The sequence below is a fragment of the Pedobacter miscanthi genome, assembly GCF_032678605.1.
In the GTDB taxonomy this organism is placed as follows: domain Bacteria; phylum Bacteroidota; class Bacteroidia; order Sphingobacteriales; family Sphingobacteriaceae; genus Pedobacter; species Pedobacter miscanthi_A.
The window spans coordinates 79,182-92,750 of the sequence record NZ_JAVTSU010000007.1 but is presented as its reverse complement, the minus strand read 5'-3'; the positions used below and the strand labels follow the sequence as shown (position 1 = coordinate 92,750).

The 13,569-nt window shown below is 42.5% G+C and carries 9 protein-coding genes; 2 read left to right on the top strand and 7 right to left on the bottom strand.

Features of this window, described 5'->3' with window-relative positions:
* Positions 1–94 precede the first annotated feature (94 nt).
* The 7 genes from R2R28_RS12110 to R2R28_RS12080 form a co-directional block, all read right to left on the bottom strand.
* Entirely contained in the window at positions 95–1,174 is a 1,080-nt protein-coding gene (locus R2R28_RS12110) for a TlpA disulfide reductase family protein (RefSeq protein WP_316825949.1), read from the bottom strand.
* Positions 1,175–1,182: 8 nt separating this feature from the next.
* Positions 1,183–2,373 carry a TlpA disulfide reductase family protein gene (locus R2R28_RS12105; RefSeq protein WP_316825948.1) on the bottom strand — a complete coding sequence of 397 codons (1,191 nt, stop codon included), beginning with the start codon at positions 2,371–2,373 and terminating at the stop codon, positions 1,183–1,185.
* 99 nt (positions 2,374–2,472) lie between these two features.
* Positions 2,473–3,954, bottom strand: a complete 1,482-nt coding sequence (locus tag R2R28_RS12100) for a RagB/SusD family nutrient uptake outer membrane protein (RefSeq protein WP_316825947.1) — start codon at positions 3,952–3,954, stop codon at positions 2,473–2,475.
* A gap of 10 nt (positions 3,955–3,964) precedes the next feature.
* Positions 3,965–7,255: a SusC/RagA family TonB-linked outer membrane protein gene (locus R2R28_RS12095; RefSeq protein WP_316825946.1), complete on the bottom strand. Its 3,291-nt coding sequence runs from the start codon at positions 7,253–7,255 to the stop codon at positions 3,965–3,967.
* Positions 7,256–7,506: 251 nt separating this feature from the next.
* On the bottom strand, positions 7,507–8,640 hold the full coding sequence (locus R2R28_RS12090; protein WP_316825945.1) for a FecR family protein: 1,134 nt from the start codon (positions 8,638–8,640) through the stop codon (positions 7,507–7,509).
* A gap of 116 nt (positions 8,641–8,756) precedes the next feature.
* The gene (locus R2R28_RS12085; protein ID WP_316825944.1) at positions 8,757–9,329 is read right to left on the bottom strand and encodes an RNA polymerase sigma-70 factor; all 573 of its coding nucleotides are present in this window, start codon (positions 9,327–9,329) and stop codon (positions 8,757–8,759) included.
* 405 nt (positions 9,330–9,734) lie between these two features.
* A complete protein-coding gene (locus R2R28_RS12080; protein WP_316825943.1) occupies positions 9,735–10,664 on the bottom strand; it encodes a helix-turn-helix domain-containing protein in 930 nt (309 codons plus the stop codon).
* 286 nt (positions 10,665–10,950) lie between these two features.
* Here R2R28_RS12080 and R2R28_RS12075 point away from each other — a divergent pair, with 286 nt between their 5' ends.
* Both R2R28_RS12075 and R2R28_RS12070 read left to right on the top strand, forming a co-directional pair.
* Complete coding sequence (locus tag R2R28_RS12075) at positions 10,951–12,117, top strand: hypothetical protein (RefSeq protein ID WP_316825942.1); 1,167 nt, start codon at positions 10,951–10,953, stop codon at positions 12,115–12,117.
* Between the two features lie 1,065 nt (positions 12,118–13,182).
* The gene (locus R2R28_RS12070) at positions 13,183–13,536 is read left to right on the top strand and encodes a hypothetical protein (RefSeq protein ID WP_316825941.1); all 354 of its coding nucleotides are present in this window, start codon (positions 13,183–13,185) and stop codon (positions 13,534–13,536) included.
* Positions 13,537–13,569 lie beyond the last annotated feature (33 nt).

Below are 13,569 nucleotides of genomic sequence, written 5' to 3'. Positions count from 1 at the left end.
TCATTGGTTTTCATTCGCATAATTCATTGGATTTACTTTCTTGATATTGATTTGCTGCTTTAAGTGATAAAAAAGCAACCGCAGCAGCGGGACATCAGTTTTCGAAAATTTTGGCCAGTTCTTTTTCCAGTGCCCCGCCCCGTAAGCTCATGGCAACGATCTTACCACTTGGGTCAATAAGAAAGTTCTGGGGAATGCCCTGTACACCATAAAGCTCCACGGCTTTGTTGGTCACGCTTTGCAGATCAGCAATATGCGTCCATGCGCCAATCCCGTCATCATGTATTGCCTTTAACCATTTCTTTTTGGCTGCAGCAACATCGAGGGAAACGCTTAAAATCTCAAATCCTTTGGGTTTGTATTTGGAGTAAGCCGATTTCAGGTGGGGATTATCTTCCCTGCAGGGGGCACACCAGCTCGCCCAAAAATCAAGCAGCACATATTTCCCCCTGTATGCTGATAAGCTTACCGTTTCCCCTGAAGTATCGGGAAGCGAAAAATCCTTCGCCATACTTCCAATGGAGCTGTTGAGCAGGAACGTTTTGGTATAGCGGATCTGTTTGGCCATTGCTTCACCTTCGTAAGAATTTTGGACTGACTTTGGCAAAAGCCTGAATAAAGGTTCGGCCCTGGCAACATCAATACCATGTCCGGTACTGGCATACCGGGTCAAGGCGTACAAAGCTAATGGGGAGCCGGGATTTTTTTTGATATAACCGGCATATAGATATTCCATTTTTTCTTCTTCCAGCGCTTTTATAGCAACCTCACCGGTTAACAGTTTTGCTTTTTGGGCATACTCCTTTTCCATGGATTTCATATTTTCAAAATCCGACTGGGTTTTTGAACCACTTATAACCGTACTTGAAAGACTTCCCTCATGCGATATTATATACTGTTCTGGCGACAGAACAACCAGTGCCATGCCCTGGGCCATATCTTTTGTTTTTAGCGTTGCAAAGGTTGCATTCCCCACCCTTCCTTTGAAGGCGTATTTTCCGTCGATAACCTCCGCACTATCGGTAACCATGGGGGCATTAACCATCCCTGTTGAATAGTTCAGGTAAATCCTTTTGAGGTCAAAATTCCGTACCGTACCCGAAATTTTATATTCCTTCTGGCCCATTACCACCATCGGTAAAAATGCGAAGGCTATTAGTATATACTTTTTCATAAGCTGGATTATTTAAAAACTTCAGCGAGCTTGATGTTAAGTGCTTCCCCCCTTAGGTTTTTAGCGATGATAACGCCATTGGGATCAATCAAAAAATTTTGGGGAATGGCAACCACATTATATAGTTTAGCGGCCTGGTTTCCAAATCCCTTCAGGTCAGAAAGCTGGGTCCACTGCAGGTTATCCTTTTCGATGGCGGCGAGCCACGCGGCTTTTTGTGAGGCCGCATCCAGCGAAATGCCCAGGACGTTGAAACCTTTTGCCTTATACTTTTGGTAAGCTTTCACCAGATTGGGGTTTTCCTCGCGGCAGGGTTTGCACCAGCTTGCCCAGAAGTCAATCAGAACATACTTGCCTTTATAGGAAGAGAGGCTCACCGGTGAACCTTTTGTATCATTCATTGAAAACTCAAGTGCCTTACTGCCCAGGGGGATTTTATCGTCCAGCTCTTTTCGCTTTGCAGCTTCCTCAAGACTTGCTTCCGTCCGTTTTTTAAGCACTTCATTAATCCCTTTTCCGATGCTGGAGGTTTTTATTTTTTCTGGGAGGACCATCAGCAGTGTATCGGTCATGGCCGGGGTAACAAAGCCGGACGAAACCAAAGTATATGTTAGAAATGGGGATATAGATGAGTTCGGGTTTTTGCGGATGTAAACAATCATATTGCTCAAAGCGTTTCCAAGAAGATTTGAACTTCTGGCCTGCACTTCTTTTTTCAGGGAATCGTTAGTACTGTAAGATGGGTCCTTGACAATTTTTCCGATTGCCTCGGATTCCTGTCGTGAAAAAGCGCTTATTTTCTGGAGTTCTTCCTGCGCTGAAGCACCGTTACCGGTAGCTTCTGTATTTGACAAACTTGTTATAGAACGGAGTTCTATGGCACCGTTGTCTGGAACCAGGGTAAAATGGTCTTTATCTTTTTTTATGGGTTCATTTTTATTTAGCGCCAGGGTTATGGGAAAGGAAACATCCAGGCTGCCCTTGATGGTATATTTCCCATTGGATACCGAAGCACTGTCTGCTGTTTTTCCAAAGACTTTATCATAGAGTACATAAATTTTTGTGGGCATGGGGTTCAGGTTTTCCAGTTGGCCATTGATCACAAAGTTTTTATTGTCCTGGGCGGTGGCGCTTTTCGAGGCCAGCAATGCCGTCAGAGCGAAGGCGGGCATCAGCATTTTAAGGTTTAACTTTTTCATTCTTTTTGCTATTTTATTAAAGATTAGGGAAAAGAATCCCATTACCAGCGGAACAGTGGCAGCCGGTCCGCTGGTTTAAGGAAGGAATATTCAAGTATTTTAGTATCCCGGATTCTGGACGATTGCGGGGTTTGCCCGGATATCGTCACTGTTGATCGGCCAAAGCGCTTTATTACCGTTCCATACAATGCCGCCTCCTTTAAGGGCTACTTCTGCACTCATGACCGCATCAATGCTCGCGGTCCTTTTAAGATCAAAAAAGCGATGACCACATTCTGAAAAAAGTTCTATACGGCGTTCCTGCATTACAGCGCTGAGCAGATCTCCCTGAGTGGAAGCACTGGTCGGGCTTAAACCTGCACGGTCCCTGATCCTGTTCAGGTCAGATTTGGCACCATCCAGGTTATTTAACCTTGCCCTGGCTTCTGACCTGATTAAAAACTGTTCTGCCAGGCGAAAGAGTATAATGTATTCAGTACCGCTGACCAATGATTTATACTTAAATGGAAAATAACCTGTTTCTGCAGATGCAGGCGGGGTGGCCGGTCTGATCGATGTTCTTGTCCAAAACGTTTTCCTTCTGTCATCGGCCCCGGTTACCGGATTCACCTCGAAGGAACCATAGAGAGATGGGCTCATAGAGGCATTTACGCCATAAGTGAGAAACGATGATGTTGCGGGGATTGTGGCGGGCATGGTATTGGTATAGACCAGATAATCCTTTTCCGGGGATACACCGACCGGAACTAAGGCGAATATTGTCTCAGCACTTGCGGCCAAAAATACTTTATCAATATCCACAGCAGGAAGCAAGATATAAGCAGTGTTTGCGATAACAGCTGTTGCCTGCTCCTCTGCTTTTGCCCACTCACCTGTATAAAGATAAACCCTTGCCAACAAAGATTGGGCGGTAAATTTATTGGGCCTTCCTTTCAGTGTTGTGATAGCGCCTGCACCGTCCCGATATTCAGGGGTCAGAAGGGACTGTGCCTGGGTGAGGTCACTGACGATACTTTGATAAACCTGGGCCCGCGGACTTCGCGGCAACCTGTTACTGATCAAAAAGTCACTTGTCAAGCTCAAAGGAACGTCTCCGTATAGATTGACCAGATAAAAATACAGATAAGCCCTTAAGAAATAAGCTTCTCCAAGCCACTGGTTTTTTCTGTTGAGTGTTTCTGATGCGGTGATCCCCTCAATGGCCAGGTTGGCATTATAGATCTGTTTGTAAAGCTGGATCCATAACTGACCGGCATCTGCCGGCTGGAGCAGGTTTGTATAGTAAGGCTGGTTAACCGCGCTTGCGCTGTTAAGGTTCTGAAGCTCGTCAGTGTACAGGCCAGATTTATAGGCTATGCCGGTCCCATCAAACATGGCATTATTGGAGAGATTGCCCAGGATGTTATTTATTGTTGCAGCTGAGGATCTATCGGTAGAATAGGCTGCCTCATTTGCGATACTGCTTGCGGGCAATGGTATTTCTAGAAACTTTTTACAGCCCGAAGTAGATAACAGGGATAACAATCCGATAAAGAAAAAGCTACGGATCAGTTTTATATTGTTTATATTGTGAATTTTCATGTTCCAGATTTTAAAGGGTTAAGTTAAGTCCAGCGGTAAAAAACCTTAAAGGTGCCATGCCCGCACCCAGGTTTTCAGGATCCAGGTCGCCGTATTTCGAAATGGTGAAAAGGTTAGAGCCCTGCAAAGTCAGGTTAAGGCCCTTGATGCGTATTTTTTGCAGAAATGCAGTCGGAAGTGCATAGGAAAGACTCAGGCTATTCAACCTTAAATAAGTGGCATCACTATAGGCACCGGTACTGCTGATGAAATTATTCTGACTGAATAGCGCACCAAGACCGGCAGATGCTTTTGGCACCCCGGTAACATCGCCCGGATTTTGCCAACGCTCCAGGGCAATGACAGAAGTATTGTTCCTTTGCCCGGGACTGAACTGCTGTGAGCCCAGGAAGTTTTTTCCCATCCTGCTGGTAAGGGAAAAATTAAAATCGAGGGAAATATTTTTGTACCGTAGGGTGTTCTGGAGCCCTGCAAAAAAATTAGGTGTGAGGTCGATAAATTCCGTACGGTCAAGATTTGGATCCAGGGAAACCGGATCGACCAGAGGCCTGAATGTTCCACGGACACCGTTACGGTTGATAAAATTATATAGGCCGGTATTGGGATCTACGCCATCAAAATTAAAAACCTTGATTCCGTTGATCGATTTGCCGATTTCATAATTAAAATTTGTCACAGCCGTTTCTATTCCGGGGTAGGCAAGCAAATTGTTTTTCTGAAAGCTGATGTTAAAAGTCGTCGCCCATGAAAAATCCTTTCCATTGATGTTTTTAGAATTCAGTACAAACTCATAGCCTGTATTTCTGACCTCTGCCGGCGAATTAATCAACCTGGAGTTAAATCCGGTGACTGATGACAAAGGCTGACTGGTCAGCTGGTCTGAAGCGCGGTTGCGGTAATAGGTCGCATCGAAATACAGCCTGCCTTTAAAAAATTCTATCGAAACGCCTACCTCGCCTTTTGTATTGCGCTCCCAGTGCAGTTCGCGGTTGGCCAGGGCATCTGCCTGGAGCCCAAGATTGCCCTGGTAAAGCAGTCCAGACCTGCTATAGGTTGTTAGGTAGCCATAGTTTGGAATATTATCTCCGCCCTGGTTACCATAACTTCCCCTGATTTTCGCAAACGAAACAAATGGAAGGGCATTTTTAAACCACTCCTCCTCGCTGATAATATAAGAAGCGCCAAATGACCCGAACCAGCCGAACTGTTTGTTTTCACCGAATTTGGTAGAGCCATCATATCGGGCACTTACGTTAAGGATATATTTGTTCGCCCAGTTATAATTCAGGTTACCAAAGAAGCCAATATACTTATTGGGGGTCTGGTTGTAAACCGTCGTTATATTAGGCTGACCGGTTGCTGTGAGGGCATCTGCAAATGATGGATTATAAACCATATCATCGGAAAGAAAATTGTTTCCGGTCACTTGATTGGAATAAGTCAACTGGTCCTGCAGGGTAAACCCTGTTTTAGCTGAAAGTTTTCCTTTGCCCAGGGCGATTTCGTAACTTACATTGGGATCCACGGTAAAAGTTCTTACCGTATAGAGGTTCATTGTACTGGTGGTAATATAGTTGGTCGATGGATTGTAATAAGCCGATGGCTGTGCCCGGAGTTCTTTTCCTGAGATGTTGTTGTAGCCCACTGTCGCATTAAAGGCCAATCCATTGATAGGTTTATAGGACAGTTGAGCGCTTGAAATCAGGTTATTGGAAACACTTTTATAGATGATGTTCGTTGCCGCGGCAGGGTTCTGGTTGGTCTCCCAGTTCAATCTACCGTTAGGCAAAAAAAGAGGCGGTGCATTGGGGGCCAGTGTGCTACTGGCACCCTGACTGAAATCAAAAGGTACCGCATCATCGGTAGTCGAATTATAAGAGGCATTCACGTTGAGTGAAAATTTCTTATCAGGAGTGGTTGTTCCCAGGCTAACATTGATGCCCCCATCACGCGTCGAGCCGCTACCGATCTGGATGCTGTTCTGTTTGCGGTAATTTCCGCTAACCAGGAAATTGATATTCTCGCTGCCACCTGAATAGGAAGCATTTGCACGGTTTACATTTGCATAATTTCCCGAAAATTCTTTAACCCAGTCCGTGTAACGGTCCGTTGGCCATGTGGTCAGGTCCAGGTCCAGGGCCGGATTGGGATTAGTGCCATCGTTCCTCAGCGCCTCGCGTCTAAGCATCAGGTAATCCTGGGTATTGAGCATTTCCGGGGACGATCCGCGGACAGTCAGCCCGGAGGAAACGTTCACGTTCAAAACCGGTTTACCGGCCTTACCTTTTTTGGTAGTGATCAAAATCACACCATAGGCACCGCGGGACCCATAAATGGAGGTCGCATCGGCATCTTTTAAAATATCTATACTTTCTATGATTGAGGGATCGATATAATCAAGTGCATTACCGCCCCTTAATATACTCCCCACGCCTTCGTTTCCGCCAGATATGTAATACTTGGGCAGGTTTCCCGATGGATAGGTAACCCCATCGACAACGATAAGCGGTTGACTGTCCCCGAAAGTGCTCTTTCCGCGGATCAAAACATTGAACGGACTTCCTGGAAGCCCGCTCTGTTGCTGGACAAACAGTCCGGGAACCTGCCCCTGGATGATCTCCAGAACATTTCTTGACGGACTTTTGGCAATATCCTCTGCTTTGAGGGTATACACATTACCAGTGCTGGTCCTTCTGGACGTTGTCCCATAAGCAAGCACCTGTACCTGGTCAAGGTTACTGATACTCACCTTTAGCTTCACCAATACCGGATTCTTGAGTCCCACTATACTAATTTCCTTCGTTTCATAGCCAACAAAGCTGAACTGCAGGATCTGTTTATCCGGAACAGGTACAATAATGGTATATTCCCCTGCATTATTGGTGAGGGTCGCAATGTTGCTTTCTTTGATGCGCACACTTACCCCTGGCATAGGTTTATCGTTTTCATCGGTTACCCTGCCCAGGAATGCACTCGGGATGTGCTTTATTTCGGATACCTTAATTACTTCTGCGGGCTTTATGACCACTGTATTTCCGACTATTTTATAATAAAGCGGCAGGCCCTGCAGACTTTTATCCATCGCCTGTTGGATGGTCGCATCCCTAAGCTCAACATTAATGACCGATAAGGATTTAATTAGGGCCTTTTTATAAAAAAAGGTATAGCCGCTCTGGCTTTCCAGGGCGTCCAGCAGTTTTTCAAGTTTAATGCTCTTTTCGCTGACATTGATATTCTGACTGAATACTGCCGCGTTTAGGTGCATACAGCCGATGATCATGATGACAGTTGTCAATTTCATTATCATAAATAGTTTTTTGAACCGCACATAATGCGGTTGATACAAAGTAGAAATTTGCATACTTTTGGTTAGTTTGGGTTTACTTGTTTGGTTGAATGATAAGACTGTAATGAGGTTTGCCTAAGCTTTTAGCCGGATCGTGTTGGTAGCACTTTCCGGTTTTTCTGACAGACCGGGTTGTGGTTGTCCCACAACAGGATTAGCTCTGTTTTTTAACGATATTGGTGTTCTCCTTTCAAAATGGGTTAGGTTTAATTAACTATAATTTTTTTGCCTTCGATATCGAACTTAACTCCACCGACTTCTAAAATCTCCAGCACCTGGGAAAGGTTCACATTTCTGGAAATCTTACCCCTGAAGGTATCTTCAGAAATATTTCCCCGGTACTCTACTTCCACATTATACCACCTTTCGAGCTGCCTCATAATGGTTGCGATATCTGCATCCTCAAACTGAAAAATACCCTTTTTCCAGGCGATCGATTCTTCACCATTGGTTCGGGATATCAAAAATTTACCTGAACTGAAAGCGGCCTCTTCTCCTGGTTTCAAAGCTCTGGATACCGCCCCTTTTGCATTTAGGCGAACTGCGCCCTCGAATAGCGTTGTTTTGATCTGTTTTTCATTCGCATAGGCATTTACATTGAAATGCGTACCCAAAACCGTTATTTCCTGCCTGTTACATTCCACTTTAAAGGGTTTTAAGGCGTTTTTGGCGACCTCAAAATAAGCCTCCCCCTGGAGATCTACTTTACGTTCGCTGGATGGAAAGTTTGCAGGGAATTTTAACGAGGAGCCGGCATTAAGCCACACCCTGGTCCCATCGGGAAGTTCAATCTGATAAGCCCCACCCTTTGGGGTGCTGATGGTATTGAAAGTAGGCAGGCCGGATGAATGGGTATCGGCAACGCTGTAAAGCAGTCTTCCCTCGGCTGTTTTTGTGATCCTGACCCCAGATTGGATGGCAAGCTGTCCGTTGGATGCATCATCAAGAACAATTTCACTTCCGTCCCCAAGGGTAAGCAGGGCCCGGTTTCCACCAGGTCTGATGTCATTTTTAAAATGTTTATCTGATGAGGCGATCTGGTTATCCACTTTAGTCCTGTTGAGATAAAAATAAAGACCGAAACTGCACAAAACCAACAGTATTGCCGCCGCAGCGAGGCGCGGAACAGATAGTAATTTTCTTTTTACAGGCTGGGAATGATTTACCGACAAGCGGTCCCAGACCCGGTCCAGGTTATCTTCTAACCCCGCCTCCTCGATAATCAGGTCTTCCTGAGCGGCAGCTCTAAGATACCAGGTATCCAGGATGGCCATCTCCTCAGGGCTTAACATTCCTGATCTGTACTTTTCCAGTAATTCCTTTGCTTTTGTGGTAGACATATAAGGAAGGTATTTTATTACCTTATAATAGCAATACGGATAAGTATGTCCCTGGTAGTAGTTTTATTTTAAAAAAAAATTAACATTATCTTAAAGCAGGATAAAAAGCGTCCCCTTTATAAAAAGAAATTAAAAAACACATATAAATCAAGCCTATTGCGAAGGATTTTTATGGCATTGTTAATCTGTTTTTTTACCGTTTTATCAGAAATATTCAGTTCGGCCGCGATCTGCGCGTGTGATAGGTTCTGGTTTCTGCTCATCTCAAAGATTTCGCGCATTTTCTTTGGCAACAGCGTGATTTCCCTTTCAATCAGTTTACCAAGTTCCTTTTCCCTGATGGTATTGTCGGTAATATAGGAACCGCTTTCTATAATTTCCTGCAGCGATTCCATGTGCTTGTTTTGAACTTTTTTGTGCGCGAACACATCCAGGACCCGGTTTTTCACCGACCGGTACAGATAGTAGTTCAATGGGGTTTCGGTATTGTACTTTTCAGCACGGGTCCACAGCGCCGAAAAGAGATCATGAACGAGGTCTTCGGCCTCGAGGTCATCCTTCAGCATCCTTAAAGAATGCAGGAACAGAACAGCCTTATAACGGTTATAAATTTCTGTAAAAGCCGACCTGTCCTTATTGCTAAGCAGAACAGCAAGCTCTTTATCACTAAGCTTGTCATAGAAAATCATAGTACTATTGGGATCACTATACTTTTTAGATAATTCCACTGAAATTTTATCATTATAAATTTAAGTGCTGAGTAAAAACCGGAAGTGCAGGCTAAATTTAGCAAAATTAGCACCGACATCTGTAAAACGCTATAAATTAAAAGAAAAATAATGGCATTTCACGCAAATAGTCGATCAATAAGGATTTATTGCCGGAATATAAACGCTGGAATATATGTTATCAAGTCCCTACCCAGCCTGAATACAGTAAACACGGATCGAATCTGTTGTCAATTCATAAATCACTTAATTTTAAACCGTTTTCACTGAAACAGGTGCTCTTATCTTTCTTAACACCTCAGGAAACAGACGGAGACATTTCTATCTCGGGATAGCCTAAAAGGCGCTTCAAAGCTTATCTGCGCACTATGATATAGCGTGCTGCCGGAACAGTGTAGGTGTAATCCCAGTGAATTTTTTAAAAAACCTGTTGAAATAGGACAGATTCTCAAAACCAAGTTTATAGGCGATTTCCGACACCTGGAATGAGGTATTCAGTAAATAGGTCTTGGCATCCTTCAATACTTTTTCCTGTATTACCGAGGAAGTTGTCTGCTGCCTGATTTCCATAATATTTTTATTAAGCCGGTTAGGGGTAACATTAAGTAGTTCCGCTAACAATGATGCCGAGGGCATGACCTGCTTTTCACCTGCTGCCAACTGTCTCATGTAACACTCTAAAACTTCCAGGAACTGGGTATATAAATATTGGTTTTTATTCCCGGGCGACGAGCAGTCCTCCGCGATGGCAAGATGTATGCGCTTTATCTTTAGCAGATAAATGGCAAGCAACTTTTTAGCCATTTCAAATTTATCGGGCCTGTTGGAGCGCATCTCCAGTATCATCTCATCCACGATAAATTTTAATCCTGCTGCCTCTGGGGGCTGTAAGCCGAGAGGGACAGATTTTAGCGGATCAAAGAACGGAAAACTGTCAAAATATTTTGGATGGCTGACATCCATGTCAATGAAATTCCTGGTAAAATAGATGACAGTCCCTTTTAATTTCCCAGTCCTCGACCAGGATTCGAGTTTCCCCGGGTAGCTGAAAATTAACCTATTAAGCCCTACTTTTACTTTTTTGTCTCCCTCAATGTGAATTAGGTGGGATGATTCCAGATGGATGATGCGGTAGAAATTTGTCCTGCTCAAGGGCATATGTTTCAACTTTTCACCCTTTTGATCCTCCAATCTGATGCAGGCAAACTCCCCTTCCAGTTCCATATCAATACCATAAGCCTTAAAGAAATCAGCTATCGTTTCCAGTAAAGGAACCATATCGGAGTGTGTTTTCATCGCTGAGGGCATTTCAAATGTTGATGTATGATAAAAGTATTAAAAATTACACGGAAAGTACTAAATCAACCTTAGAAAAGTTTGTGTTATTTGGAAAATAAATAAGACTTTTTCGAATGTTCAACTGATGGAACTGGCGTCGCTTTAAAGCTAGTGCTGTTGGAATGATGAACATTTTCAATACATACAGGATGTATTATATAAAGATAAGCTGATAAATAAACAATCCAGGATAGGCAATTTAAATTTTATAATTGAATTAACCTGCCCGGTTTAAAACTTGAAGATGAATAATAATTTAATTAAGATCTGCGGAATACTGTTTTTTTTCTTTGTTCTTGCCTGTTCCAGAAGTCCCAAGAATGAAAAAAGGATAGATAAAGGCTCAAAAATAAACCATGGGGTTATTTCAATACCAGATGTTTTAAAATCTGATATTATAGCGGATGACTTTCTGCTTGACTTTAAATGTGTTGAATTGAAGGGGTACCAAGCTAAGGAAAATACTATAGATTTCAAGCATGTGAAAATTACAGGCAATCAGATTTATCTTTTGGATGTAATCCAGAATAAATTTTACTGCTTTAGCCAGGAAAGTACTTTACGGTATGTGGTAGATTTATCCAAATATAAGACAGAAGATAACCTAGTCATTGAGGCGAGCAGTTTTTTTATAGCAAATAATGAAATCACATTCATAGACACTGGAAATAGAATTGTCGCAACATTTAAAAAAGATAAATTAAAAGACATTAAAAAAATATCATTTTGGGCGTCAGAGGGTGAATTTGTTGAAAAAAATGCTATTGTTATTTATCAGGGATATGTGAACAGTGATTTTGGTACGCCATATTATTTCGTTCAGACCGATAGCAACTTTAAAGTGGAGAAGCGGTATTTGCCGGTTGCTAAAGATGAAAATGAGGCAAGTCTCAGAACTGGTACGGTTGCAAACCATATTTTTAAAACGGATAATTCATGTAACCTGTTGATTGATCAGGAAAATGCCATTTATAAGTACCCTGATTTTAGTAAGCCAGCATATAAAGTGGATTTTGCCAAATACAACTTTAACCTTCTAAAAGCAATTTCGCAAAACCTGCCTTCACCAAGTAATTATAATTTCGCAAGGATCAGTACGTTTTGGGAAAGCAACGACAATATTGTTTTTTCCTATTTTCTACAGAAGGAAATGTGTTATACAGTCTACAACAAGAAAAGCAAGCAAGTTCTCAATAGGTTTGGTGTCAGAAATTTCACAGATTTTATGTTATATGGTCTTCACGGTAATCACCAGGACTTTTTTTATTTATTAGTCGAGCCAGACCAGTTGAATGTTATACTAAAAAGTAATCAAACAAGTTTCTTGGAATCCTTTACGAAACAATTGCCAGGTTATAATGCATACAGCAAAAACGCTGTTCTGGTATTGTTTAAATTAAGAAATTTTTGACCGTAGGATACCCCGAAAAATACAGCTACTTAAAAAAAAAGAAGTTGCTCATGGCATTTTTTCTTTTTTTGTACGGGATTATTGCATACCCAAAAACCAGTCGAAGCCCATCCATTATTATGAATGCGGCCCATATATCTTTTTTAAAGTTAAACAGGGCGAATTTACCTTAACCCTTACTGACTTAGCCTTTAAAGCAAAATTTTAAAAATATCTGGTGCGCTAAATGTATTATCGATCCCAAAATAGGCTTTCACGAGTATATTCATAATACTAATTATTATGTGAGGTCACTTAATAACCAAAAATGGTAACAACATGGAAACGTGCAGCGGATTTCCGCCGATGTCAGTATTTTAGTTAATGAGCCTTGCGGTCCTGGAGAAGGGGCCGCTCATAATTAAAGGGTGGTCTTTAGCTTAGCCCTTTATCTAACCGGTCGGTGTGCACCATTGCTCTCCCCTCAGGCAAAGCGCAAACAGAACATGTTGACACTGACTAAGGTTTATCTTTTAAAAGACAGGAGCACGGCCTCTGCTGGCAGAAGTAAATAAACCGGTCTTCCACATTCAACTGTCTGAGCGGGTGATGTCTTTTTTTTAGCCACTCCCATATTACTATCAATCAAATGAGCCAATCGAGCTTCTGCCGTCATTAAAGACATCCAAGTTGCTCCGATTTAAAAGCCGGAGCTTTAAAGCTTACACAAAAGCCATATCAACGCAAAAACGGAAAGGTTTTTATACTTTTTTTTTCAATTTTCAGGCAACCAAACCAAAAAAAACCGCGTATTCATTTAAGATTAACACGGATTCTATTTAAAAAGCCACAACTGACGACAAATCGACATGGCTTTTTGGATAAACAAAGAATAAACAACAAAAAAAAACCGGACATGACTGATAAAAAACAAGTTATCGCGATTCATCCACTGTATTTACGATATTTTATGCACATCACCGATAGCACAAAACAATCCCCCCAAAAACCAAAATCCAGCTGCTCACCGTACAAACAGTATATAATTTAAAAAATGAACCGACTCCCAATTTTAATTAAGCAACTATGAAAAAACAAACTTCAATCTTCCTACTGGCCGCGTTTACTGTCTTACTTTTTGCCTGTTCAAAGAAGCAGGCAGAAGAAATGATACCCGAGGATCCAAGTGCGGTAACCACAGAAAACGTGACCTATTCCAACTTTGCCGGTGCACTTTTCCAAAACAAGTGTTCCAGCTGTCATGCGCCCAACAGCTCTATGAGCAGTATATGGACACTTAACGGCTTAGCCTCCATAAAGAACGATACGCGCGTGGCCAATGCAGTTCTGGTTACCAGGTCAATGCCGCAAGGGGGCAGTTTAACTACAAATGAAAGAACGTTATTACAAGCCTGGGTTGACAAAGGCATGCCGCAATAATACAGGTCCAACAGCGAAACCAAAATATCCATT

Excerpts from the sequence above, each read along its gene's own strand:
- R2R28_RS12080 (WP_316825943.1), bottom strand. The coding sequence starts at position 10,664 with ATGAAAACACACTCCGATATGGTTCCTTTACTGGAAACGATAGCTGAT.
- R2R28_RS12100 (WP_316825947.1), bottom strand. The coding sequence starts at position 3,954 with ATGAAAATTCACAATATAAACAATATAAAACTGATCCGTAGCTTTTTC.
- R2R28_RS12070 (WP_316825941.1), top strand. The coding sequence starts at position 13,183 with ATGAAAAAACAAACTTCAATCTTCCTACTGGCCGCGTTTACTGTCTTA.
- R2R28_RS12105 (WP_316825948.1), bottom strand. The coding sequence starts at position 2,373 with ATGAAAAAGTTAAACCTTAAAATGCTGATGCCCGCCTTCGCTCTGACG.
- R2R28_RS12095 (WP_316825946.1), bottom strand. The coding sequence starts at position 7,255 with ATGAAATTGACAACTGTCATCATGATCATCGGCTGTATGCACCTAAAC.
- R2R28_RS12085 (WP_316825944.1), bottom strand. The coding sequence starts at position 9,329 with ATGATTTTCTATGACAAGCTTAGTGATAAAGAGCTTGCTGTTCTGCTT.
- R2R28_RS12075 (WP_316825942.1), top strand. The coding sequence starts at position 10,951 with ATGAATAATAATTTAATTAAGATCTGCGGAATACTGTTTTTTTTCTTT.
- R2R28_RS12110 (WP_316825949.1), bottom strand. The coding sequence starts at position 1,174 with ATGAAAAAGTATATACTAATAGCCTTCGCATTTTTACCGATGGTGGTA.
- R2R28_RS12090 (WP_316825945.1), bottom strand. The coding sequence starts at position 8,640 with ATGTCTACCACAAAAGCAAAGGAATTACTGGAAAAGTACAGATCAGGA.